General features: G+C 67.6%; 15 protein-coding genes. 11 read left to right on the forward strand and 4 right to left on the reverse strand.

The window, feature by feature from the left end:
* Positions 1-128 precede the first annotated feature (128 nt).
* From pglW to BJ992_RS26740, 6 genes are all read left to right on the forward strand, one after another.
* Positions 129-4,463: a BREX system serine/threonine kinase PglW gene (gene pglW, locus BJ992_RS26715; protein ID WP_184985606.1), complete on the forward strand. Its 4,335-nt coding sequence runs from the start codon at positions 129-131 to the stop codon at positions 4,461-4,463.
* Positions 4,460-8,191 carry a BREX-2 system adenine-specific DNA-methyltransferase PglX gene (gene pglX / locus BJ992_RS26720; protein ID WP_184985608.1) on the forward strand — a complete coding sequence of 1,244 codons (3,732 nt, stop codon included), beginning with the start codon at positions 4,460-4,462 and terminating at the stop codon, positions 8,189-8,191. Before pglW ends, pglX begins: the two co-directional genes overlap by 4 nt.
* A gap of 113 nt (positions 8,192-8,304) precedes the next feature.
* Positions 8,305-9,114, forward strand: a complete 810-nt coding sequence (locus BJ992_RS26725) for a TauD/TfdA family dioxygenase (protein WP_184985610.1) — start codon at positions 8,305-8,307, stop codon at positions 9,112-9,114.
* A complete protein-coding gene (locus BJ992_RS26730; RefSeq protein ID WP_184985612.1) occupies positions 9,059-10,048 on the forward strand; it encodes a hypothetical protein in 990 nt (329 codons plus the stop codon). The genes BJ992_RS26725 and BJ992_RS26730 overlap by 56 nt, the downstream gene beginning before the upstream one ends.
* A 4-nt stretch (positions 10,049-10,052) precedes the next feature.
* The gene (locus tag BJ992_RS26735; protein ID WP_184985614.1) at positions 10,053-10,901 is read left to right on the forward strand and encodes a protein phosphatase 2C domain-containing protein; all 849 of its coding nucleotides are present in this window, start codon (positions 10,053-10,055) and stop codon (positions 10,899-10,901) included.
* A complete protein-coding gene (locus BJ992_RS26740) occupies positions 10,888-11,355 on the forward strand; it encodes an NUDIX hydrolase (RefSeq protein WP_246496779.1) in 468 nt (155 codons plus the stop codon). Before BJ992_RS26735 ends, BJ992_RS26740 begins: the two co-directional genes overlap by 14 nt.
* A gap of 73 nt (positions 11,356-11,428) precedes the next feature.
* Here the strand turns inward: BJ992_RS26740 and BJ992_RS26745 are convergent, their stop codons facing one another.
* Positions 11,429-11,641: a DUF397 domain-containing protein gene (locus tag BJ992_RS26745; RefSeq protein WP_184985616.1), complete on the reverse strand. Its 213-nt coding sequence runs from the start codon at positions 11,639-11,641 to the stop codon at positions 11,429-11,431.
* Positions 11,632-12,459: a helix-turn-helix domain-containing protein gene (locus BJ992_RS26750; RefSeq protein WP_184985618.1), complete on the reverse strand. Its 828-nt coding sequence runs from the start codon at positions 12,457-12,459 to the stop codon at positions 11,632-11,634. The genes BJ992_RS26745 and BJ992_RS26750 overlap by 10 nt, the downstream gene beginning before the upstream one ends.
* Before the next feature lie 426 nt (positions 12,460-12,885).
* Here BJ992_RS26750 and BJ992_RS26755 point away from each other — a divergent pair, with 426 nt between their 5' ends.
* Positions 12,886-13,569: an ATP-binding protein gene (locus tag BJ992_RS26755; RefSeq protein ID WP_184985620.1), complete on the forward strand. Its 684-nt coding sequence runs from the start codon at positions 12,886-12,888 to the stop codon at positions 13,567-13,569.
* 11 nt (positions 13,570-13,580) lie between these two features.
* Here BJ992_RS26755 and BJ992_RS26760 read toward each other — a convergent pair whose 3' ends face one another.
* On the reverse strand, positions 13,581-14,195 hold the full coding sequence (locus BJ992_RS26760) for an AAA family ATPase (RefSeq protein WP_184985622.1): 615 nt from the start codon (positions 14,193-14,195) through the stop codon (positions 13,581-13,583).
* Positions 14,182-14,820, reverse strand: a complete 639-nt coding sequence (locus BJ992_RS26765; RefSeq protein ID WP_184985624.1) for an AAA family ATPase — start codon at positions 14,818-14,820, stop codon at positions 14,182-14,184. The genes BJ992_RS26760 and BJ992_RS26765 overlap by 14 nt, the downstream gene beginning before the upstream one ends.
* A 268-nt stretch (positions 14,821-15,088) precedes the next feature.
* On the opposite strand from BJ992_RS26765, the gene BJ992_RS26770 reads away from it, so the two are divergent.
* The 4 genes from BJ992_RS26770 to BJ992_RS26785 are packed head-to-tail and all read left to right on the forward strand — an operon-like array spanning position 15,089 to position 25,174.
* The gene (locus BJ992_RS26770; protein WP_184985626.1) at positions 15,089-18,937 is read left to right on the forward strand and encodes a BREX-2 system ATPase PglY family protein; all 3,849 of its coding nucleotides are present in this window, start codon (positions 15,089-15,091) and stop codon (positions 18,935-18,937) included.
* Positions 18,934-21,741, forward strand: a complete 2,808-nt coding sequence (gene pglZ, locus BJ992_RS26775) for a BREX-2 system phosphatase PglZ (RefSeq protein WP_184985628.1) — start codon at positions 18,934-18,936, stop codon at positions 21,739-21,741. Before BJ992_RS26770 ends, pglZ begins: the two co-directional genes overlap by 4 nt.
* On the forward strand, positions 21,738-23,063 hold the full coding sequence (gene brxD, locus BJ992_RS26780) for a BREX system ATP-binding protein BrxD (RefSeq protein WP_184985630.1): 1,326 nt from the start codon (positions 21,738-21,740) through the stop codon (positions 23,061-23,063). Before pglZ ends, brxD begins: the two co-directional genes overlap by 4 nt.
* Positions 23,060-25,174 (forward strand): DEAD/DEAH box helicase, encoded by a 2,115-nt coding sequence (locus BJ992_RS26785; protein WP_184985632.1) that lies wholly within the window; start codon positions 23,060-23,062, stop codon positions 25,172-25,174. Before brxD ends, BJ992_RS26785 begins: the two co-directional genes overlap by 4 nt.
* The last annotated feature ends 169 nt before the right edge of the window (positions 25,175-25,343 follow it).

Below are 25,343 nucleotides of genomic sequence, written 5' to 3' on the forward strand. Positions count from 1 at the left end.
ACGCGACGCATTCCCGGCGGTCTCTTGCGTGATCGGTCCGTTACCGCAATAGTAGTCATTACCCCGAGGCGCCATTTATTCTGACCCGGAACCACGCAGCAGCCCCTCACTGCCCTGGAGATCCGGACGTGCGCGAAGGCCGTTGGACCACGATCACGTCTTCGCAGTACCAGCACGAACGCGAAGCCCTCGAACACGTGCGCGCGGCCCTCCCCGACGCCGAGCCCTATCGCGCCTGGTCCAATTTCACGTTCACCGCCAATACCGGCCACGTACGCGAGGTCGATCTGTTCGTGGCCACCCACGGCGGCCTTTTCCTCATCGAGATCAAGAGCCTGCACGGCCGGCTGAGCGCGAGCGGATCCAACTGGGTCCAGACCACCGGCAGAAACACCCGATATTTCGACAATCCATTACATCTAGCCGATTCCAAGGCAAAACAACTCAAATCACTACTACAGAAGGCCGCAGGACACCGGGCCCGCATCCCCTACATCCACGCCGCCGTCTTCCTGTCGGTCCCCTCCCTCGACGTCGACCTCCCCGACCACCACCTCCACGGCGTGTACGGCCCGGAGAACGGCCGCCTGCCGCGCATCCTGTCCGACCTGCTGCTGAAGGGCCCCGACGACGAGCGCAACCGCCTCGCGTCCACGGTCTCCAAGCAGCTCGACGGCTGGCTGCGCAGGGTCGGCATCGCCAAGAGCCGTTCCCATCTCCAGGTCGGCGCGTGGCAGCTCGACCCCCGGCCGTTCGACGTCGGCCCCACCTGGGAGGACCACCTGGCCACGCACGGCCAGATCACCGCCGAGAAGCGCCGCGTCCGCATCTACCTGGTCGAACGCAACGCCGACGAGGAGATGCGCGCCAGCATGGCCCGCGCGGCGCGCCGCGAGGTGCTGGCGCTGCACGGCATCAGCCACCCCGGCATCGTGCGGGTGGACACCATGGAGCAGCACGAGGCCGGGCCCGCGCTGATCTTCCGGCACGACCCGCGCGCCAAGCGCCTCGACCACTACATCGGCGAGTACGGCACACGCCTGGACCTGCTGACCAGGCTCGGCCTGATCCGCCAGCTCGCCGAGGCCGTGTCGTACGCGCACCGCCGTCACCTGCACCACCGCGCGCTGTCGGCCCGCAGCGTGCTCGTCACCCCCGGCCGCTCCCCCAAGGCGGCCCCCGAGCAGGGCTGGCTCGTCCCGGAGCTGCAGATCAGCGACTGGCAGGCGGCGACACGCGGCGAGGACACCGACGGCACCGCGTTGCGCATGAGTTCGAGCAGCCACGCCGGCCACCACATGGAGGCGTCCGCTCAGGCCTACCTCGCTCCTGAGCTCACCACGCCGAGCCCCGACCCGGTGGCACTCGACGTGTTCGGCCTCGGCGCGCTGTCCTATCTACTCCTCACCGGTCAGCCCCCCGGCGACCGGCGCGCCGAGCTGCTGGCACGCCTGTCCAAGGAGAACGGCCTGCGTCCCTCGACGGTCGCCGACTCGGTCACCGGCTTCATGGACGAGCTGGTGCAGGCCGCGACGGCCCCGGTCCCCGCGCAGCGCCTGACCAGCGTGGCCGAGTTCCTTGAGATGCTGGAGGTCGTCGAGGAGGAGGCGACCGCGCCGGAGACCGTCCACCCGGCCGCGGACCGCGACGACGACCTCGACCCGCTGGACGCGCGGACCGGCGACGTGGTCGGCGGCGAGTGGCGCGTGGACAAACGCCTCGGCACCGGCTCCACGTCCCGCGCGCTGCTGGTGGAGAACCTCCAGACCGGCAAGCCGGAGGTGCTGAAGGTCGCACTGTCGGACGAGAAGGCCGGAAGGCTCGACCACGAGGCGTCCGTCCTGCGTGACCTACGGGACGATTCGCGGGTCATCAAGCTGACCCGTCCCGAGCCGATCCGCGTCGGCGGACGCACCTGCATCGTGCTGGAGCACGCCGGCGAGCACACCGTGGCCCGCAAGATCCGCGAGCAGGGTGCGCTGACGCCGGACGAGCTGGAGACCTACAGCGACTACCTGTTCGGCGCGATGGACTTCCTCGAAGGCGAAGGCGTCACCCACCGCGACATCAAACCCGACAACATCGCGATCAGGGTCCGGCCCAACCGCACCCGGCAGCTCGTCCTGTTCGACTTCTCCCTGGCCGGCATCTCGGTCAAGGAGATCGAGGCCGGCACGCCGCACTACCTGGACCCGTTCCTCGGCACGGCGAAACGCACGGTGTACGACGCGCACGCCGAGCGGTACGCGCTGGCGGTGACGCTGCACGAGATGGCGTCCGGCGAGCTTCCCGTGTGGGGGGACGGCGCGACCGAGCCCCGGTACACCGAGGGGCCGCCGACCCTGGCGGCAGAGGCATTCGACCCCGCCATCAGGGACGGCCTCATCGAGTTCTTCCTGCGCGCGCTGCACCGCGAGGCCAAACAGCGGTTCGAGTCGCTGAAGGACATGCGCACCGCCTGGTCGCAGGTGTTCCGGCGTTCCGACGCGGTCCCACCGGTACGGCCGTCGCACCCCGGCGACCTGCCGGCCGAGGACGTCACCGCCGACGAGGCACGCGACGCCGCCGCGCTGGCCGCGACCCGCGCGACCGTGCTGGAGAGCGCCGGCCTGACCCCGCGCGCGGTGTCCACGGCCCACCGGCTCGGCGCGACCACCGTCGGCGACCTGCTCGCGCTGCCGTCCAAGACCCTGATGAGCCTGCCGGGGCTCGGCGCCAAGACCCGGCAGGAGCTGCAGCACCGCATCCGCGACTGGCGGTTCCGGCTCGGCGAGAACGAGCCGATCACCTCGGTCGAGAAGGCCGCCGCGCGCGAGGAGGCCGCGTCGGTGACCGGCGGCGACGAGGAGGCGCACGCACGCGTCGGACTCGACACGATCGCCGCGCTGCTGGTCCCCGACACCACCGGCCGCAACGCCAACGAGGCGGAGGCCACCCGGCTCCTGCTGGGCCTGCCGGACCCGAGCGGCACGCTGCCGGCCCTGCCGCCGTGGCCCCGCCATCCCCTGGTCGCCACGGCGGTCGGCGTGACACCTGGCCGGGTCGCGCAGATGCTCGTCAGGCAGCGCACCCGGTGGCGTGCCGAGCCGGTGGTGCACAGCGTGCGCGCCGAGGTGCTGCGGCTGCTCGCCGACAGCGGACGCGTCATGGCGGTCACCGAGCTGGCCGACGCCGTGCTCGCCGCGCGCGGCACCCGCCGCAGCGACCCGAGGCTGCGCCGCGCGCTCGCGCTGGCCGCCGTACGCGCGGCCGTCGAGATCGACGCCGTCGTGGAGGAGCCGGAGGAGCCGCGGCTCACGCTGCGGCGGCACGGCGACCTGGTCATGGTCGCGCTGGAGGTCGGCGCCGACGACTCCCCCGACACCCCGGCCGCGCCTGCGCTGCTCGACTACGCCGACGCGCTCGGCAAGGCGGCCGACCGGCTCGCCGGCCAGGAGGTGCTGCCGACCTCGGCCACCGTGCTCGCCGACCTGCGCGCGGTGACCGTACAGGGACGGGTCCCCGCGCTTGAGGACCGCCGCCTGGTGTGGCTCGCCGCCGCCGCCTCGCAGCGGGCCGCCGCCACGTCCCGCCTGGAGATCTACCCGCGTGACCTGGACCCGGTACGGGCCCTGCGGCTCACCCAGGCGGGCCTGATCCCGCTCGGCCCCGGTGGCGTCCCCGGCGGCCTGCGGCCCGAGCAGGTGCACGAACGGGTCCACGCGCGCTTCCCCGCGCTCGCTCCGCTCCCCGGCCATCCGCGTCTGGACACGCTGCTGCGTGACGCCGGTTTCGACGTCCGCTGGCGCGACGGCCGGTACGTACGGCCGCAGTCCCCCGACTCGGTGTCCGGCACCGTCATCCGGCGCCGGTCGACCCGCACCACCGCGTCCCGGTGGACGGCCGCCACTCCTGAGCTGGCCGAGGCGCTGCGCGCGGAGGAACGTCTCACCTCGGCGGCGCGAGGCGGCTTCCGTGCCATGACCGTCGGCATGGCCGGGTACGAACGGGCCCGCCGTGAGCTGGTGACCCGCTTCGCCGCGCATTCGGTGAACGTCACCGGCCTGTTCCTCGCGGCGCTGCACGAGCTGATCGACCCGAAACCGCTGCCGAAGTGGGAGACGATCCTCGGCGCCGACCTCGCCGAACCCGGCAGCCGTGGCGCGTTGAAGCTCGCCGAGTACGTCAGGGAGGCGTGGACGCTCGCCGGCCCCCGTCTCGACACGGAGTCTGCCGAGGGCCCGGTGCTGCTGCACGACGCGGCGCCGCTCGCCAGGTACGACGGCATGAGCGTGCTGCGCCGCCTCGCCGACCGGGCCCGAGGCGGCGGCCCCGCGGTCTGGCTGCTGTGCCCCATGGCCGACCCCGGCCGTTCCCCGAACCTCGACGGCACGCTGACCCCCGCACAGTTACCCAACGAATGGATCAAGCTACCCGACGCCTGGGTGGCCAACGAGCACCGAAGTGGAGCGCGAGCATCGTGATCGACAGGAAGGCCCTGCTGTCCGACCTCCAGAAGCAGGTCAAGGAACTGGAGAAGGATCTCAGGAGCCAGGCGGAGACCGCCGTCGAGACGACCCCCGCGTCCGGCACGGCCACTCCCCCGCGCAAGGTCCGCGACCGATTACGCGCCGAGTACGACCTGGCGTTCAAGCTCGGCCGTACCGCCGCCACCTGGGCCGCGTGGCGCGACGAACGCGTCACCCAGGCCGCTGTGGCATGGGTGCTCGGCACGGTCTTCGTCCGCTTCTGCGAGGACAACGGCTTGCTGACCTCGCCGTACCTGGCCGGCCCCACCCACGACCGCATGGTGCTCGCCGAAGAGGCGCAGGAGGAGTTCTTCCACCGCAACCCCGCCGAGACCGACCGCGGCTGGCTGCTCGCCGCCTTCGCCGAGATCGCCGCCTCCCAGGCCGGCGCGCTGCTCTTCGACCGCAAGCACAACCCGCTGTACCAGATCCCCGTCTCCCACGACGCCGCCAAGGACCTCATCACCTTCTGGCGCCGCCGCACCGAGACCGGCCACCTCGTCCACGACTTCGTCTCCGACGACTGGGACACCCGCTTCCTCGGCGACCTGTACCAGGACCTTTCCGAAGCGGCCCGCAAGACGTACGCACTGCTCCAGACCCCGGAATTCGTCGAGGAATTCATCCTCGACCACACTCTGACCCCTGCCATCGCCGAGTTCGGTCACGAAGAGCTTCGGATGATCGACCCCACCTGCGGCTCGGGTCACTTCGTGCTGGGGGCCTTTCATCGGCTGCTGGACGAGTGGATCCGGCACTCGCCTACACGGGATAGGCGGGAACTGGTCAGCCGTGCCTTGAAGTCCGTGCACGGGGTTGATCTCAACCCGTTCGCCATTGCCATTGCTCGGTTCCGGCTGTTCATCGCGGCCTTGAAGGCTTCCAGCTTCACCACCTTCAGCGATGCACAAAACTACGAATTTACCTTAAACCTTGCTATCGGCGACTCCTTGATCAAGGCACGCCAGCTTGCCCTACCTGGAATGGAGTCTGAATCTTCAATAAATTATGGCGCCGATCATCAAGGCACCCTCTTCGGGACGTCCACCGAGCAGACAGACCTTTTTAATGCCTACGAGGATGTCGAGCGTCACGTCACTATCGACGAACTGGCCTCTTTCGCTTACGATACCGAGGATGTCCACACATACCCGGGAATCCTGAATGCCAGCAGCTATCACGTGGTCGTAGGAAATCCACCGTACATCACCGTCAAGGATAGACGGTTAAACCATCTGTATCGCGAACTGTACAGTGCCTGCGCTGGAGCCTACGCGCTTTCGGTACCCTTCGCCCAACGATTCTTCGAACTGGCACAACGAGCCGACAACGATGCTCGCGGAGCTGGATATGTCGGCCAAATCACTTCGAACTCCTTCATGAAGCGGGAGTTCGGCAAAAGTCTAATAGGCGAGTTCTTTGCGAAACAAGTGGAGTTAACACATGTAATTGATAGCTCCGGCGCCTACATTCCCGGCCACGGGACACCAACCACGATCCTATTTGGACGCAACCGCAAGTGGAATCGTCAAGACACAGTTCGATTAGTAATGAGTGTCCGCGGCGAACCTAGTCCACCCAAAGTGGCCGCTCTAGGAAAAGTTTGGCAGGCAATTCTGCTACAGACAAACCAACCCGGTAGCGAATCCGAGTGGCTGTCGGTTGCAGACTTTCCCCGGACCCGGTTAAGCAGCCACCCCTGGAGCCTTAGTGGCGGCGGTGCTGGAGACCTGCTGCAAATACTCGAAAGAGCAGGAGTCGAGCGAATCGGCACTATTGCGACCAACATAGGCTTCGGTGCTGTTACACGAGAAGACTCTGCCTACATGCTTGGCTTCCGCACCTTACAAAGACATCGTGTATCAGATCAAATGCAGCGTCCACTGGTTGAAGGCGAAACTATTCGCGACTGGGGCATAGCAAATCCTATCGTCTCTCTTTGGCCCTACGATCATGAGACCCTCGAAGCTCGTCAAGATAGAGCTTCGCTAGTACTTCTGTGGCCGTATCGCCAGATACTGGCCAGCCGTATCGCGTTTGGCAAGTCACAGGTTAATCGAGGCCTGGCCTGGTACGAGTTTTCGATGTTCTTTCGTTCACGCTATGGCCACCCTCATGTGATTTCAACTGCAACCGTGGCTACCCATAATCATTTTTCTCTGGATCGATACCGACGAGTTTTTAAAGACACGGCTCTCGTCGTTCTACTACCTCAAGAGGCGCCAGAAGAACTTTCTCTTGAACTTCTTAGTGCCCTGAACAGCTCTACCGTGTGCTTCTGGATGAAGCAGATGTGTCACGACAAAGGCATCCGCGGCGAAGGAGGTGGGATAACCAGCGACGAATGGGAACGATTCTATCAACTCAATAGTGCAAACTTGACACGAATCCCACTACCGAAAAAATACCCCGCCAAGCTCGGAAGACAACTGGATCAATTAGCCCAGAAGTTGGACTCACAAACGCCATACAGCATCCTGGCCGCAGACGGAGATATACAAGATCGCTTACGCGCGGGCTCCACGGCCTGGCATTCCACTCGCGCTAAGATGATAGCCTTTCAAGAAGAACTCGACTGGGACATCTATCATCGTTACGGATTATTAGATCAGCAACTAACTGCCCCAGTGGATACTATTCCGGAGCTCCGGCTCGGCGAACGGGCTTTTGAAATCGTATTAGCTCGCAGAGTGGCACAAGGCGAGGTTGAGACCCAGTGGTTCATGCGACATGGCTCAACGCCGATCATTGAGTTACCAGAACACTGGTCTCCCGAGTACAGAGCTGTAGTGGAGACGCGGATCTCTGTTATCGAGATGAACAAGAACATCGGCCTCATCGAACGGCCTGAATACAAGCGGCGATGGGTCACAGAAGGTTGGGACACGCTACAGGCGAGAGCTCTACGGCACTGGTTGCTGGACAGGTGTGAGGCCCGGGACCTGTGGTTCCACGACGTGGACGGACTACCAGATCAGCCTCGGCTGCTCAGCACCGCGCAGCTCACCGACTTGCTACGGCCGGATGTGGACTTCGTCTCGGTGGCGGAGTTGTACTCACCCGGCAAGGAACTGGATGTCGTCGTGGCCGAGTTGGTCGCGGACGAGCACGTGCCTTATCTCGCTCAGCTTCGGTACAAGGACTCGGGGCTGGCCAAGCGTGCCGACTGGGAGGACGTGTGGGAGCGGCAGCGGGCCGAGGATGCGGCGGAGTCCGAGGAGGAGGCCGCTCGGATCAGGGACGCGATTCCGGTGCCGCCGAAATACACCTCTGGTGACTTCCTGAAGAACTCCTACTGGCGTCATCGCGGGAAGCTGGACGTACCCAAGGAGCGTTTCATCTCCTATCCGCACGCGAACCGGGACGGTGACGCCACGCTGCTGATCGGCTGGGCCGGATGGGATCACCGTGAGCAGGCGCAGGCGTTGGCGACCGTGTTCGTGGATCGTGAGCAGAACCACGGGTGGTCGGCGGAGCGACTGGCTCCGTTACTGGCGGGGTTACGCGAGGTGCTGCCGTGGGTGCGGCAGTGGCATGGCGAGGACGATCCGATGTACACCGGCAGCCCCGCGGATGCCTACGAAGGCTTCCTTAATGAACGTCGCGACCGCCTGTGGCTCACCGATGACGATCTCATCGCTTGGCGTCCGCCGAAAGTTTCTCGGGGCCGTCGGAAGGCGTAATTCCGACGATGTACTTCTTAGAGCCTTCTCGCCATAGAGAAGGATCCGGATATGCGTTCTACTTGTCGTGGAAGCGCTCCCATCCGGCACTCCCCCATGGCGAAGGTCGCGGCATGAGACTGCTGACACCGGCCGGTCGACGGCTCAGTGCGTCGGAAGCGGTCGAGCGGCTGGCAAAATCCGGTGTTCTATTTCTCGATCAAGCCACGGTCGCCGATGTCAGGTCCTTTTTGCGTGATTGGACCGAGCCGTATCGGCATCCGCACGAGAACAGCCCTGGTATCACCGTCATTCACTCCACGCCTTTCCGTGACGGCGAGAACAACGCGGGATTCACCAGCCGATCATTACCGCTGCACACCGATCGCGCTCATGTCGCGGCGCAACCGGCCATCGTCGGCTGTCTTTACACGGCGCAGGCCCGCACAGGTGGTGAGTCCCTTCTCCTGGACGGCGTGCGCGTCATCAAGGCGGCCATGGAGAGGCGTCTCCTGGCCGACGCGGGGAATGTCGTCCTGCTGGCGCCGGGTCATCCGTGGCTTCCCGTCATCACGACCGGCCGCGGCTCGGCGCTGTGGCGCATCAGGTACCGCAGTGACGCGCTGGCCCGGCCCCACGCCGCGACCGTCCGCGCGAAGCCACTGCTGAACCTGCTGCACGAACTGCCGCCGCCGGACGGTTACGCCTTCGCCGGCGGCCAGGGCTACCTGATCCACAACCTCCGAGTACTGCACGGCCGACGTGCCTTCAGCGGCGACCGCCGCGCGGTACGCGTGCTGGCGACCGTCACCCGGTCATCCGGCTACGCGTACCTGAACGAAGGCTTCCACTTACCCGCCGGCACACCGGCGACATCGAGGACTGACATTGCGCGAGTCGAGACGCCACACCCAGCTGATCGAGCGGATGGAGGCCCTGCCTGAGCAGACCTCTCCGGAGTTCCCCCAGGCCATCCGGGATGTCATCGAGCAGATCTCCGACCCGGAGGAGACCCTGCGGAGCATTCTGCAACTACCACGACTCGACCATTCCATAAGATTCTGCGCTTTGTACGGATTGCTGCTCCGGCTGCGCAGAGAGGAACGCCACAGCGAGTACGAGCACACCGTCGTCCGGCATGCGCAGCGGTTCGAGAAAGAGCCTTATTTCCCCACGTTCCTCGCGATAATCGAGCGCAACCGAGGAGATGTGGCAAGTCTCAGGAAAGCCGTCGAATATTCGCGTCGTGCCGCCGCCGACATGCCGGAAGTCGCCGGTGTGGTCCATCAGGTGGCCGCTTTCATGGCAGAATATTTGGAACGAAGAGCGGAACCTCCGACGGTCGATGAGATCGAGGAAGCGGAGCGTTGCGTGGACGCGGCGATAACGTCGACAAACGGACGGATCTCCCATTATCACGAGACAAAAGCGCGCATTCTTACGCTGAGGAATGAGTTCGATTCCGCACGCATAGCCCTCACCCGTGCGATCGAGCTGGAGCCGCGCCGCAATCGTGACTACCACCGCCGTCTCATGCAGTACCAGACCACGCGGATGCGCATCGATCTGGTCGAGCAGCAGGCGCGCTGGCACGAGATGCAGGAGAACAACAAGCGCGAGCTGACCGAGTTCAAGAACCAGCAGCTCCAGCTTCTCGGCCTGCTCGCCGCGGTGGTCGCGCTCATCGCGGCCGGAGCCAACATCGCGAGCCAGAGCGAACCCTCCGCCGGCATCGTCCTCATCGAGGTCATGGCCGGAGCGGTCGTCGTCGTGTTCGCCGCGTTCTCGCTGATGGCGTCACGGTCGATGTGGCGGGTGCTCACCGCGTTCGCCGTGGGACTGGCCCTGATTCTCATCCCGCACCTTTTCGGACGGTGACCCGGTGGAAGTTCTCGACATCACCGAGAGCCCCGGCTCTCCCGCCAAGCCCAGTGAGGACAGGGCCGGTGCGGCCGGCAACCTCGCGTGGGTCATCGACGGCGCGACCGATTTCACCGGTGAGATGACGCTTCCCGGCGGTTCCAACGTCCAGTGGCTGGTGGACGTCGTCGACCGCGTTCTGCGTGACATCGGCGCGCTCGGCGAGGTCACCGACGTGAGCGAGGTCTTCGGTCTTCTCGGCAAGGCCGTACGCGACGAGTTGGCCGCCGTCGGCACCGACGACCTGCGTCACCATCCCTGCTGCTCGATCGGCCTGGCCGCTTCCGACGGCGAGGCCGTGGAGCTCGGCCGCATCGGTGACGCGGTGCTGCTCGCGTTCGGGCGAGATCGCCTTACCTGTGAGGTCAGCACCGATTTCTTCGACCGGCGTGAGGCCGCGGCGGTCCAGCGGTCGAGGTCGGCCGCGCAGACCCGGGACCAGGTCGTGGCCGACATGTTCGAACGGCGCCTTGAGTACATCAGGGGTGTCCACGAGGAGTCCGTCTTCTCCGCGCACCCCGCCGGCGTCGTTCAGGTCCACCGGCGGACCGTCCCGTCCTCGCAGGCCGAGACCGTCCTGCTGTGTACCGACGGCTTCGCGCGGGCCGTCAACGAGTACCGGCTCTTCACCGACTGGCAGAGCCTCGGCCTGCACGCGCGGCGTGACGGCCTCGGCAGCGTCACGTCCCTGATCCGGCGGCACGAGGCCCGGCGACCGGCCGGCGCGACAGGTGCGCACTTCAAGAGCGCCGACGACGTGGCGGCCGTCCTTTTGACCACGAGAACAGGAGTTGACCATGGACGGTCCTGACCGCCTCCGCAGCAACGGCATGCCTGAGTACCTTGTCGAGCGCAACCCCGGCTACTTCGAGTACCAACTGCCGATCTCGGTGAAGCTCGTCATCGACATGGCCGGCAAGATCCCGCTGCTCATGAACGAGCGCGACGAGTGGGAACTCCCCGGCGGCAAGCTGGAGGTCGGCGAGACCCCCGAGGTGTGCGTCTGCCGCGAGGTGTTCGAGGAATTGGACCTCACCGTGTCCGTCGAGGACATCATCGACACCTGGGTCTACGAGATCACCCCACTACGACACGCGTTCATCGTCACCTACGGCACCACCTACACCGGCCGCCGACAGCCATGCAGCAGCAACGAACACAAGCAACTCGGCCTCTTCGACTACGCCGACATCCCGTCCCTCCCCATGCCGGACCCATACAAGCAGTCCATCCACACCTGGCAGCAAACCCTCAAGGAACGCTGACCCGTACCGCCTCAGCCGAGCAGCCCTTGGTCACCGTCCCCACCAAGGGCCGCTCCGCACGACTTCTGTGCTGTCAGAAGTCGAACTCCCCCTTCTTCGCACCGTCGATGAACGCGTCCCACACACTCGCACTCACCACGAACGGCGCCTTCTCCGGAGCCTCGGTGTCCCGCAGCCCCACCCGTCCCCCCGACAACGGGGCCACCTCAAGACAGTCCCCGCCGTTGGGGCCACTCTTGATCGCTTTGCGCCACGCCGCACTCCGCAGCTCGTCGTTTAGGTCCATAGTTTCTCCGCCTCTCTGATCAACTCAGTGGACACGTGACGTGGGTGCGCCTGCACCCGAATTGTGTCGTATGTGGCGCGGATAGCCTCGACATCCTCCGGACAATTAGTGACTTGGCCGTTTAGCGCAGATTCGAGGTACACAGTATCCGGGCTACCGGGAAGCTGCGCGATGACGAAGCCACCAAGAACCCCCGTTGTGACCCCCAGAGCCTTCGGGAGTATCTGGATGGCGATCCTAGGAGACATGGCCGCAGCGAGAAGCCGTTCCATTTGATGGCGCATGACCTCATGTCCACCTACCGGACGATCCAGGACCCCTTCATCCAGAACAATCCAAAGCATCGGTGGCAGGTCTCGAGCGAGAATCGCCTGCCGCTCCATTCGCGCAGATACGTATCCTTCAACCTCATGCTCGCGTATGCCAGCTTTGCCCCGAAGGATGGCCCGCGCATAGTCCTCGGTTTGCAGTAGTCCCGGAACCACGAGTGGTTGCCAGGAGTGGAGCGTATGTGCCTCTTGCTCGACACCGAGCCAGCCACGGAACCATAGAGGGTTCACGTCCCCGCTCAGATGGACCCAGAGGCGTATCAACTCTCCGCCGGCCTCCAGCACCTGGTCACACCGCTCGACCAGGTCACGGCTCGGCGTCCGCTGACCTCGCTCGATGAAGCCAAGCAGACTACGACTGAATCGGGTGGCAGCAGCCAGCTCGTCCTGAGAGAAATTGGCTCTTTGCCGGTACTTACGTAGCTCTGTACCAAAGAAGTCGAGAGTCTCTTTAGGCGTCTTCTGCTCATGAGACGTCATCATCGTCATCCCCGTCCGTCGCCGAAAGCTACACCGGCACAGAGTCCGGCACACCGTTGCTACGAAGTGTCCCTGCAGTGTGGCGCGATATGGACGCAAAAAATAACTGCCTGCCTGCAACCTGTGAAGAGCACCGAGCGACGCAGAACCGATGCCGCCTTCTACGCGTTCATGTGCTGCGAGTTAGCGGATAAATATGCCAGACATATCCGGACAAGGAGGCGCATGATGAAGATCAATCGACAGCGATCTTCTGTCGCTTTCGCAGGAATGCCCTATCGGCAAGATACAGAGGTATCACTTTCCAGGAAGCCTGTCGTCGGCACTCCAAGGGCCGGCTCACGAGGACGGCATCGGCGGGGGACGGTACGTGTTCAGTCACCCACGCGGCCGTGGGACACGGACCAGAGGGCCGCGGCTCAGGGGCTGGACCTGATGGAACCCGCGTGGTCGATCTGGTACGGCGTCGGTTCGCGGCGCTTCTACGCCGTCGCCACCTGGTCGTCGCCGTACCCCTTGCTCCTCGCGGCGAGCACCGCCGAGGAACTCCGCCACCTGATGCGTGAGGCGGAGCGGACGGCCCCGTACCTCCTTGTCCCCCGCACCACCACCCCGGACGCGGCCGTCGACGCGAGCCCCGTCTCCGGGCCCGCCCACACTCCCCACCTCACGCCGCACGGAGCACCGATGTCCGAGACGCACCACGACGACCTGCGCACGGCCTGCTGGGACCTGACCGACGACCCGTCGATGATCGGCAAGATCCGCGCCATGGTGAGAGAGGTCCTCTCGACCTGGACGCTGTCCGACCTCGCCGACGACGTCATCCTCGCCGTAGGTGAGCTTCTCGCCAACGCCGTCACCTACGGCCATCCGCCGATCCGTCTCTCCCTGTGGCTGACCAACGCCGACCTGTGCGTCCGCGTCACCGACCACGGCCCCGGCCTCCCCCGCCACCTGGACCTCGACATCGAGGCCGTCCACGGCCGCGGCCTCACCATCGTCAGGTCCCTCGTCCACGACACCGGCGTCATCCCACTCCCCGACGGCCACGGGAAGACGGTCTGGTGCCGATGGCATCTGTCCCCTCAGACGGTCGACGCCTCCGAGAACACCTGACACGCCGACCGTCAGGATGTAGCGGCTCGATCCTGGAGTACTTCAACCATGACGGGGACGGCGCCATAACGGCCGGCCAGGTATCTCCGCTCTCGATCCTCACCCACAGGCGGCTCGAAATCGGAGAGAGGGAACAACTCGGTCACACCATGTTCGTTCTTCTCGGTGAACCAGATGTGATCTCGGTGCAGCACCTCCTCACCCTGAATCCGTCCGAGCAGTGCGGCGTCATGGCTGGTGAAGATGAGCTGAGCCCTCCGGGGGTTCGTCGACGATTCGGCGAACAGCCGGATCAACCGCGCGGACAGGTACGGATGCAGGCTGGTGTCCAGTTCGTCCACGAGCAGAGTGCGACCCTGGTCCAGCGATGAGAAGACAGCCAGACCCATCTCGTACAGCGCATGGGTACCGAGGGACTGATCCTGCGATCGGAGAGCGAACGTGCCGTCCTGGCCCCGGTGCTTGAAGATCGGATACTCGCTCGGGGACACCTGAAGGCCATCAAGGGCTCTCCCTCCGGCGTGCTGTCCGACCTGCTCGGCGTGCGTCCGCTCGATCAACTCGACCAACTCGATGCCGGTGTCCGCGGCCTGCAGTAGCCTCGTCAGCCGCTCAAGGTGGCGCATGCCGTCGCGAGTCTCCGGAGAGAGCACCGCCAGGAGGCCGGATACCCTCCGGCCCGCGATCAAGGACTCCGTCGAACCACTCGTGAACCGGCTGGACCAGCTCCTGCCTGGACCTCGCGGCGACGGACAGATAGAGGACGTTCGGCGCTGTGATCTCCGCTACCCGCGACATCGACGGCCGCGACTTCTCGCCATACGTATAGACATCCAGCTTTCGGTGGAAGATGGTGCATTTCTTCCGCTCTGAATAGCGGTACATCCATTCCTCGACCACCTGCGTGTCGTCCACGGCCAGGCCGTAGGTGTACCGGACGCCACCGAGCAACAGATCGACAACGTACGTGGACGGTTCGTCACGTACGACGGTGTCCAAGGCGAAGGGATACCGGCGGATACCCGCGTCCGGCTCGCTTTGCCGTAGGGAACCTCGCACCAGGTCTCGCATGTAGATCAACGCGTCGATGACGTTGGACTTGCCTGAAGCGTTGGGGCCGAAGACGCCGGCCACCGGAACCACCTCGTAACCGGCATCGATCGAGCCGTCGAGGCCGTCACCTGGCGTGAGCGACAACTGCTGTTCGGCGCGAAGGGAGCGGTGGTTGGCAACGCGGAAACTCAGCAGCATCGTCCTGGCCACCTCCCTCAACACCTGGTTTCCACCTCGTGATCGAGGCAGAACCGCATGAACGAGCGGCGGCCACTGTACGCGAGCCTCGTGCTGTTGACGGGGAAATTCCGGTTACCCGTCAGGCATTAAGCGAACAAAACCGACATACCGCTCATTTAATACTCAACATCTCCAGTGGTGGGCTCGCACTTTCGTCATGCACGGCCGCACGACTACCTTGATGAGCTCAACAGTTCGTCAGTCGCAGGTCAAACGAGTGGGAGCCATGACGACGCCGGTCCGGCAGCCATTACTCCGGGAGTTCATCGAGATCCCGGAGGAGATGAGCGACAGCGATTTCGTGCTGAAACTCGCCGAGGGGGTGACCGATGCGTCCTCGACCCTCCGGGACTACGTCATCACCGATGACCTGGTCGACAACTTCGACCGAGCGCTGGGGCTGATAAAGGCCGCGGTCACTGGGAACGGTTCCAAGGCGGCGTATCTGCATGGATCTTTCGGTGCCGGTAAATCGCACTTCATGGCGGTGCTGCACGCACTGTTGCGCGGCGAGAAGGCGGCGCGGGAACGTACGGAGTTCGCGGGGCTGCTGGCCAAGCACGACTGGCTCGTGGGGAGGCGGTTCCTGCTTGTACCGTTCCACCTGCTGGACGCCAAGTCGCTGGAGCACCGGGTGCTCGGCCGGTACGTCGACTATGTCCGGTCCATCGAGCCGGAGGCCCCCATTCCGGCCGTCCACCGCACGGACGCGTTGCTGGAGCAGGCGCGGCATCTGCGGGAGCAGATAGGCGACGTGGCGTTCATCAAAGGGCTGCCGGGGGGTGACGAGCCCGGTGAGCCTGATGAATGGGGTGAGACCGAGGTCTTCTGGACCGCGGAGCGGCTGGACGCTGCGTTCGGCGGGTCGCACGCGGACGACTCTGACGGGGACGACGAGCATCTGATCGTGCTCACCGACGGGGACCGGCTACGGCGGCGGCTGGTGAGCGATCTGCTGCAGAGCTGGAACAAGGGGTTCTTCACCAACGCCAAGGAGGACGCCGAGGGGTACGTCTCGCTCGACCGGGGGTTGTTCGAGATCAGCCGGCACGCCAAGGAGCTCGGGTACGACGCGCTGGTGTTGTTCCTGGACGAGCTGATCCTGTGGCTGGCGAACTCCGTGGGGGACTCGAAGTTCGTGGCGCGCGAGGTGCAGAAGATCACGAACTTCGTCGAGTCGGGGGACGCGACGCGGCCGGTGCCGGTGGTCAGCCTCATCGCGCGGCAGCGGGACCTGCGTGAGCTGGTCGGCGAGGAGGTGATCGGCGCGGTGGAGCTGGGGTTCCAGGACACCCTGGACCTCGCCAAGGGCCGGTTCGACACCATCACCCTGGAGGACCGCGACCTGCCGGAGATCGCGCGGCGGCGGCTGCTCACGCCGAAGGACGAGCAGGCCGCGGCTGCGGTCGCGCGTGCGTTCGAGCAGACCGGCAAGGTGCGGCGTGAGGTGTGGGACACGCTGCTCGGCACGGGGGACGCGACCGGCGCGGACATCGACGCGTTCCGCAAGACCTACCCGTTCAGCCCGGCGTTCATGGACACGCTGGTGCATATCTCCAGCGCGCTCCAGCGGTCGCGTACCGCGCTCAAGCTCATGCGGCGCATCCTGATCCGGCGGCGTGACGACCTGCGGCTCGGTGAGCTGATCCCGCTCGGGGATCTGTACGACGTGATCGCCGAGGGTGGCGACGAGCCGTTCACGCAGAAGCTCAAGGTGGAGTTCGAGGCGGCGCAGAAGCTGTACGCGACCAAGCTGCGGCCGTACCTGCTGTCCCAGTACGGCGACCTCGGCGAGGACGAGATCGCCAGAGTGCGGCGCGGCGCGGAGGCCGACGCGCGGGTGGTGGCGCGGGTGCGGGCCTTCACCGGGGACGACCGGCTGGTCAAGACGCTGCTGCTGTCCGCGCTCGCGCCGACGGTGCCGGCGCTGCACAACCTCACGGCGGGCCGGCTGGCCGCGCTCAACCACGGCAGCGTCACGAGTCCCATCCCCGGCGGCGAGGTCGCGCAGGTCGCGCGCAAGGTCGAGGAGTGGGCCGGCCGGTTCAACGAGATCAAGTTCACCAAGGGGGACGACCCCGGTGTCGGCCTGGAACTCGTCGGCGTGGACGTGGACTCGATCCTGGAGAACGCGCGCAACGCGGGGGCCGACACGACCGGCACGCGCAAGAACCTCGTGCGGAAGCTGCTGTACAAGGAGCTGGGGGTCACCGAGACCGGCCAGGTCGGCGGGGACCGGTACGAATTCGCCTGGCGTGGCAGCAAGCGGTCGGTGGAGGTGGTTTTCGGCAACGTCCGCGACCAGGACGAGCTGCGGGACACCGCGTTCCATCCGGCCGATCCGACGAGCTGGCGCCTCATCGTGGACTATCCGTTCGACGAGGGGGACTACACCCCGGCCGACGACCGCAACCGCGTCCAGATGATGTTCGCCAACGGTTTCCGTGACCGCACGCTGTGCTGGGTCCCGGCGTCGCTGTCCACCGAGCGCACACAGGACCTGCGCAAGCTCGTCACCATCGAGTACGCCTTGCACGGTCAGCGGTTCGAGGAGCTGGCCAAGGACCTCGGCCCGGCCGACCGGCACCGTGCGCGGCAGACGCTCAGCGGCCAGCGGGACGTGCTGCACGGCAGGCTCGCCGACACGCTGCGGCAGGCGTACGGGCTGACGATCAAGCAGCAGGGTGACGTGGTCACCGGGTTCGACGACCATCTGCTGCCGCTGGCGGAGGAGCTGCGGCCCCGGCTGCCGTCCGGCGCGTCACTCGCCGAGGCCATGCACCGGCTGGCCGGTCAGATGCTGACCGCGCAGTTCCCCGCGCACCCCGACTTCGACCCCGACGGCGCGGGGGCCGCGGCCGTCGTCAAGCCGGCCGACGCCAGGCTGGTGCTCGACTACGTGCGCAGAGCCGTCGAGGCGCCGGACAACCGGGTCGAGGTGGACCGGCCGCACCGCGCCACGGTGCGGCGGATCGCCAACCCGCTGCTGCTCGGCGAGATGCACGAGGCGGCGTTCGTGCTCGGCACCCACTGGCGCCGGCACATCCACCAGTGCATGGCGCAGGACGGGGTGGACGGCGACCTGAAGGTGCAGGTGCTGGCCGGATGGATCGACGGCAGGCCTGACCCGCGCGGCATGGACAAGCTCGTCGTGCACCTGGTGATCGCGTGTTTCGCCGAGCAGACCGACCGTACGTGGGTGCAGCACGGCGGGCCGGTCAACCCCGAGCTCTCGCAGATCAGGGACGAGATGGCGCTGCGCGAGGAGACACCGCCGAGCGAGCAGGCGTGGGAGACGGCGCGGTCGCGTGCGATGACGGTGTTCGGCCACAATCCCCCTGCGGCGCGCCGGGCCCGGCTGGCCGGACTGTTCGCCAGGGCCCTGTCCGACGACGCGCGCCGCTACCGCGACCCTGCGCACCAGCTCGTCGCGGAGCTGGAGAACCACAAGGACCTGCTCGGCCTCGAACTGGACGCTGCGGAGGGACGACTGCAGACGGCACGCAGGGCCGCCGACCTGCTGGACGGGCTCACCTCGCGGCACGCCAAGCTGGAGATCATCGATCAGCTGGCGACCGCCGATCTCGGGGAGGCGGCGGAACGGGTCGGCACAAGCGTCAAGAGCGCCGCCTCGGTGGTGGCCGCGCTGCGGGCCGCGCGGTGGGACAACTTCACGATCATCGCCGAGCTGGCGGAGCCGTACAGAGAGCGCGCGGATCTGATCCTGCGCCGCCTCCGCGAGGTGGCAGCCGTGGACGAGCTGACCCTTCCGCTGGCGCCGGCCCTCACGAGCGCCGCGTCGGCGGCGGCGCAGTTGCTGCGTGACGCGGTGAAGCCACCGCCACCGCCGCCGCCACCTCCGCCGCCACCTGCGGCCAAGGTCGTGTACAGCGGGCCGGTGTCGCTGCTGGAGGACGGGCTGTCCCGGCTGATCGCCGAGGCGCGGGCCCTTCCCGAGCCGGACACCGAGCTGGAGCGCAGGCTGTCGGACCTGCTGGTCCACGCGCGTGAGCTGTCCGAGGCGTCGCCGGAGGCCGACGTCGAGATCTCCATCCGACCGGTCCCGCGCCGGTGAGCGCGGCCCCCGCCGCGGCGAGGCCCCTGCCGCTGACCACCGCCGCGCTGGAACAGGAGGCCGGACGGCTGCTGCGCAAGTACGCCAAGAGTGACCAGCGGGTGCTGCTGCTGCGTGCCGAGCCTGCGTGGCCGGGGCCCGAGGAGACGGTGCTGAACGGCCGGCGGGTCCGGGTCGTGGCGGCCGTGTCGCCGCTGGCGGTGATGGAGCAGGTCAGCAGGCATCTGGAGCGGGACGGCGACGCGGTGCTCGTCGTGCTCACCGACGCCGCCGAGAACACACTCGGCGTGGGACTGCTGAGCAGGGTGATCCGGCAGCGGATCTTCGTGGTGGAGCCGTGGCTGCTGGTGCAGGAGAGCTTCGGCGCGCAGCAGACCGACCCCCGGCTGCTCGCCGAGGGATGGGCCGCCGAGGCGCTGATCGACGCCATGCCGCCAGGCGGGTGGCCGCGGCTCACCGGTGCGGTGCTGACCCGCGAGGTGGCGCTCAGGCAGCTCGCCGCGCGGCGGCTGCGCCTGGACCGGCTCGGCCTCGGCGCCGACGATCTCGACGGCGCCGCGTTGCTGCTGTGGAGCGCCGACCCGGCCGCCGTGGAGGCGTTCGGCGCGCTGCGTGACGAGGAACGCGCGGGCCTTCGCGCGTGGCTGGCGGAGGTCGCGGGGAGCACGGCGGACGTCGTGTTCCGGCTCGCCGACGGAGGCCGCGCAGGGGACGCGCTCGCGCTCGGGCTGCTCTGCGGCGCGCTGTGGGCCCCGGAGGCGGGTCCGGAGGCGCAGCGGTCGCAAGGCGGGGTGCTGGTGTACGTCTCCGCGCTCGCCGGTGGACAGGGACGCGGGTCGCTGGACGACGCGACGATCCGCGGTTTCGCCGCAGAGGCCGAGCGGACCGTGACGCGGTCGCTGCACGAGAACGCCGGCCGTACGGCGCACGCGGCTCTGGACCGCGCCGAGGACCTGGTCGTGCAGTTCGGCGCGCGTCCCGCGGCGCGGTTCAGCGGCCTGCTGCGTTCCGGGTTCGAGGACCGCGTCGGTGACGTCGCGGCGGCGCTGGCGTCCGCCACCGGGGAACGGTCACCGCGGAGCCTGGCCGTGCTGGCAGGCGCCGTCGCGCGGCTGCGTGCGCACGCGCTCGCCGAGAGCCAGGCGCACCGGGTGCGGCGCGCCGAGATGGCGCAGCGGCTCCTGCAGTGGCTGGTGCGTCCCTTCGACGCCGAGCGGCAGGTCGGCGGGGTGGGGCCGGCGGTACAGGCGCAGGTCGACGAGTGGGGGTGGGTGGACCGCGCGCGTGACGACATCTGGATCGGTGAGCCGCACAACGAGCCGCTGAAGGAGGCGTACAAGGCACTCCACGCGTCCGTGCGCGAACGAGGACGACGGCTGAACCAGGCGTTCGCCGCGAGGCTCGCGGCCTGGACCGCCACCGGGCCCGGCGACCTGCTGACCGTGGACAGTGTGCTGCCGCGCGTCGTGGCGCCTCTGGTGGCCGATGGACCGTCGCGTCCGGTGCTGTTCGTGGTGCTGGACGGGATGAGCACCGCTGTGGCGTGCGAGCTGGCCGAGGAGCTGCGGCGGCAGAACTGGGAGGAGTACGACCCGGTGCCTGGCGGCTCGGGACGGCCTCGGCGGCGCGCGGTGGTCGCGGCGATCCCCACGGTGACCCGGGTGTCGCGCGCCAGCATGTTCGCCGCGCGGCTCACCACCGGTGGTCCCGCCGAGGAGCGCAAGGCGTTCGAGAACCACGCGTTCTGGCGGGGACGGCAGGTCAGACTGTTCCATAAGAACAGTTTGGAGGGTGACGCGGGCCGGTCTCTCGGTGACGAGCTGACCGCGGCGCTGGAGGACGAGTCCGTCCACGTCGGTGTGGTGCTGAACGCCATCGACGACGCGCTCGACAAAGGCAGGGGACGTGTGGACGACGTGTGGGCCGTCGCGGACGTGGGGGTGCTGCGTACCTTGCTGCACTACGCGCGGCTGCAGGGCCGGGCCGTCATCCTGACCAGCGATCACGGACATGTGCTCGAACGCGGCGGTGAGCTGCGCGGCCTTCCCGGCGCGTTGTCGGCGCGGCACCGGGAAGCGGGGGGTTCGGTGAGTGATGGGGAGGTGGAGCTGGCCGGGCCACGGGTGGCAGTTGGCCGGCTCGTGGCGCTGTGGGACCCCTCGGTGCGCTACCTGCCGAGCAAGGCCGGTTATCACGGCGGCGCGTCCCTGGCGGAGGTGACCATCCCCCTGCTGGCGTTCCTGCCGCTCGGGTCGTCGGCGCCGGAGGGGTGGCGTGCGCTGCCTCACCAGGAGCCGGAATGGTGGTCGCTCGCGGCTCCTGTCGCCGATGACCGTCCGTCGGCTCCGGCACCGGCCAAGGCGCGGCCCAGGAGCAGGAAACCGGCCGGTGACGCGCCGACGCTGTTCGACGAGAAACCCGATCCCGCTCTGCTGACGGGGGTGCCGCTCGCCGCGGCCGCCGTGAGCCCGGACGAGGCGCTGGTCGCCGAGTTGCTCGCCGGGGAGCTGTTCGCGGCGCAACACCAGATGACGCCGCGCAGGATCCCCAAAGTGAAAATCCGTTCCGTGCTGCTCGCACTGCTCGACGCCGGTGGCCCGCTGCCGCTGCCGGTGGTGGCCGAGAGCGCCGAGGAGCCCGCCGTGCGCGCGGCGGGGCTGGTGGCGACGTTGCAGCGGATACTCAACGTCGACAACTACCCGGTGCTCGCCGTCACCGACAACGGCCGCAGCGTGCGGCTGAATCCTCATCTGCTGCGTGAGCAGTTCGGGCTGCGGTCCGCGGGACGGCGAGGCACGGCATGACGGCCGGGATGCCGGTGAGCGCGGCCCGCAGGCGTGCGGTGATCGACGCGCTGCGGCAGGGGGCCGTACCGCAGGCGGGTCTCGACCTGCTGGCGGTCGGTCTCGGCCGGTTCGAGAAGGCCATGAGCGACGAGCTGGACACCCTGGCGTCCGGCGGGTCGGTGTTCAAGGCCATCAGAGGTGAGTACGGCTCGGGGAAGACCTTCCTCACCCGGTGGCTCGCCGAGGCGGCCAAGCGCAGAGGCATGGCGACCGCCGAGGTGCAGGTGTCGGAGAACGAGACACCTCTGCACAGACTGGAGACCGTCTACCGGCGGCTCACCGAGCGACTGTGCACGTCGAGCTATCCGCCGAGCGCGCTGCGGCCCGTCGTGGACGCGTGGTTCTACGTCCTTGAGGAGGACGCTCTCGCCGCAGGCGCCGACCCGGCGGGGCTCGGCGCGGCCGTCGAGGAGCTGCTCGACGAGCGCCTGGCCGAGGTGAGCCGGTCGGCACCGACGTTCGCGGCGGCGCTGCGCGGCTACCGGGAGGCCTCCGGTGCCGGTGACACCGCGACCGCCGAGGCCATCATGGCGTGGCTCGGTGGTCAGCCGAACGTCGCGGCCGCCGCACGGCGCGCGGCCGGGGTCCGCGGCGACCTGGACCACTTCGGTGCGCTCGGGTTCGTCCAGGGGCTGCTGACGGTGCTGCGGGACTCCGGCCATCCGGGCCTGGTGCTGGTCCTCGACGAGGTGGAGACCCTGCAACGGGTGCGGTCCGACGCTCGCGACAAGGCACTCAACTCCTTGCGGCAACTCATCGACGAGGTCCACTCGGGACGGTTCCCCGGGCTGTATCTGCTGATCACCGGCACGCCGGCCTTCTTCGAGGGCCCGCAAGGTGTGCCGCGGCTCGCGCCGCTCGCGCAACGGCTGGCGACCGACTTCCTTGCCGACCCGCGTTTCGACAATCCGAGAGCCATCCAGATCCGGCTGCCGGGGTTCACGCTCGCCTCGCTGACCGAGCTCGGAATCAAGGTGCGCGACTTGTACGCGAGCGGCCGGGCCGTGTCCCCGCGCGTCGGCGCGGTGGTGGACGACGCCTACGTCGCGGAGCTGGCGCACGCCGTCAGCGGTGAACTTGGCGGGCTGGTGGGGGTGGCGCCTCGGCTGTTCCTGCGCAAGCTCGTCGACGTCCTGGACCGGGTGGACCAGTTCGAGGACTTCGTCCCGCGTGAGCACTACACGCTCACGTTGGCCGCCGGCGAACTGACCGCCGTCGAGCGTAACGCCGCACGTCACGGCTCGCCGTCCTCGGCGGACTCGGTGGAGCTGGACCTGTGAGCGACCTGGAGCTTCTGCATCCGACGCTCGCGCATCACGTCGTGAACACTCTCGGATGGCCGTCGTTGCGTCCTCTGCAGCGCGAGGCGCTACGGCCGCTCGCCGACGGAGAGGACGCGGTGCTGCTCGCGCCGACCGCAGGCGGCAAGACCGAGGCGGCGCTGTTCCCTCTGCTGTCCGCCATGGCCCGGCACCAGTGGACCGGCGTCTCGGTCGTCTACGTGTGTCCGATCAAGGCGCTACTGAACAACCTGCTTCCCCGGGTCGAGCGGTACGCGGGATGGCTCGGCCGGCGTGTGGCCCTCTGGCACGGGGACGTCACCTCCGCCGCACGCGCCGCGATCCTGCGCGACCTCCCCGACATCCTGCTCACCACACCGGAATCGCTGGAATCCATGCTGGTCAGCACGAAGGTCGACCACACCGTCGTCTTCGCGGGGGTGCGGGCCGTCGTCGTGGACGAGGTCCACGCGTTCGCCGGGGACGACCGCGGCTGGCATCTGCTGTGCGTCCTGGAACGGCTCACCCGTGTGACACGGCGACCCATCCAGCGGGTCGGCCTGTCGGCGACGGTCGGCAACCCGGTCGAACTCCTCGACTGGCTCCAGGGGTCGAGCCGCGGTCGCCGCGCGGCACGGGTCGTCGAGCCCGAGCCGTCCGGCCAGGCCCTGGACCGGCCGCCGCCGGGTGACGTCGAGCTGGATCATGTCGGTTCCGTCGCCAACGCGGCCAAGGTCGTCGCGAGCCTGCACCGCGGTGAGAAGCGGCTGGTCTTCTGCGACTCCAGGCGGCTGGTCGAGGAGCTCGGCGCGCACCTGCGGGCCCTCGGGGTGACGACGTTCCTGTCGCACGCCTCGCTGTCGGCCGAGGAGCGGCGGCGCGCGGAACAGGCGTTCGGCGAGGAACGCGACTGCGTGATCGTCGCGACGTCCACGCTGGAACTCGGCATCGACGTGGGGGACCTCGACCGGGTGATCCAGATCGACGCGCCGGCCACGGTCGCGGCGTTTCTGCAACGCGTCGGCCGTACCGGCAGGCGGCCCGGCTCCAGGCGCAACTGCCTGTTCCTCGCGCTCGACCACGCCGGGCTCGTCCAGGCGGCGGGCCTGCTGCTGCTGTGGGGTCGGCACTGGGTGGAACCGGTCACCCCTCCTCCTGAGCCGCGGCACATCGTCGCTCAGCAGCTTCTCGCGTTGTGCCTGCAGGAGTTCCGGGTCGGGGACCGCTCCTGGGCCGAGTGGTGGGCCGGACTGGAACCGTTCGGTCCGGCGGCGGCACCGATCCTGAACCATCTGGTCGCGGCCGGCTACATCGACACCGACGACGGCATGATGTTCATCGGCCCGGCGGCCGAGGCCGCGTTCGGTACGCGGCACTTCATGGCGCTCACCACGGTGTTCACCGCCGCACCGCAGTTCACCGTGCTCCACGGCCGCACGGAGATCGGCCGTACCGATCCGTCGTTGCTGTGCGACCGCGAGGAAGGGCCACGCCTTCTGCTGCTGGCGGGACGTAGCTGGCGGGTCACGTGGGTCGACTGGAAGCGACGCCGGTGCCATGTCGAGGCGGTGGAACGCGGCGGCCGGGCCCGGTGGCAGTCGGCCGACCGGTCCTACGGAGGGTCCTACGCGCTGGTGCAGGCCATGCGTGAGGTTCTGCTCGGCGCCGACCCTCCTGTACGGCTCACCCATCGTGCCGAGAAGGCCCTGGCCGAGGCCCGGGACGACCATCTGGACGTCGTCCACCCTGGCGGCACGATCATCGCTCGTGGTGACGACGTCCGCTGGTGGACCTGGGCCGGGTACCGCGCCAACGTGACGCTCCGCAGCACCTTCGCCTCCGTCGCCGACCCGAGACAGCAGGTCACCGACGCCTACCTCCGTCTACGCACCGACATCACCCCGCAGGCCTGGTCATCCGCCGTCCGCGACGCGGTTCAGGGCCTCACCCTCCCCACTCCGGACGCCAAGGCGCTTGAGGGTCTGAAGTTCGGCGCCGCGCTGCCGCCTCGCCTGGCCGAGCGGACTCTGGCCGTCCGCCTGGCGGACTTCGCGGGAGCCGCCGCCGTCCTGGACCAGCCACAACGCTTTGTCACTTACCCCGGCAGATAAGGCGGCGTCACCAGCCGCTATTCCGCATCGCGAGCGGACGGGTCTTTTTTGGGTGAGCCGCAATAGGGGCAGCGATCATCCGAATCCAGGACGACATACGCCGGTATATTCGCCGTCAATCTCAACACGCGAAATACATTTGAAACGGCGACCACGCGTTTGAGATCGT

It is taken from the genome of Sphaerisporangium rubeum, from assembly GCF_014207705.1.
In the GTDB taxonomy this organism is placed as follows: Bacteria; Actinomycetota; Actinomycetes; order Streptosporangiales; family Streptosporangiaceae; genus Sphaerisporangium; species Sphaerisporangium rubeum.

Bases quoted from the DNA above. Each gene is read 5' to 3' on its own strand.
- BJ992_RS26725 (WP_184985610.1), top strand. From the start codon at position 8,305: ATGAGACTGCTGACACCGGCCGGTCGACGGCTCAGTGCGTCGGAAGCG.
- BJ992_RS26740 (WP_246496779.1), top strand. From the start codon at position 10,888: ATGGACGGTCCTGACCGCCTCCGCAGCAACGGCATGCCTGAGTACCTT.
- BJ992_RS26745 (WP_184985616.1), bottom strand. From the start codon at position 11,641: ATGGACCTAAACGACGAGCTGCGGAGTGCGGCGTGGCGCAAAGCGATC.
- BJ992_RS26750 (WP_184985618.1), bottom strand. From the start codon at position 12,459: ATGACGATGATGACGTCTCATGAGCAGAAGACGCCTAAAGAGACTCTC.
- BJ992_RS26755 (WP_184985620.1), top strand. From the start codon at position 12,886: ATGGAACCCGCGTGGTCGATCTGGTACGGCGTCGGTTCGCGGCGCTTC.
- BJ992_RS26760 (WP_184985622.1), bottom strand. From the start codon at position 14,195: ATGCGCCACCTTGAGCGGCTGACGAGGCTACTGCAGGCCGCGGACACC.
- BJ992_RS26765 (WP_184985624.1), bottom strand. From the start codon at position 14,820: ATGCTGCTGAGTTTCCGCGTTGCCAACCACCGCTCCCTTCGCGCCGAA.
- BJ992_RS26770 (WP_184985626.1), top strand. From the start codon at position 15,089: ATGACGACGCCGGTCCGGCAGCCATTACTCCGGGAGTTCATCGAGATC.
- brxD (WP_184985630.1), top strand. From the start codon at position 21,738: ATGACGGCCGGGATGCCGGTGAGCGCGGCCCGCAGGCGTGCGGTGATC.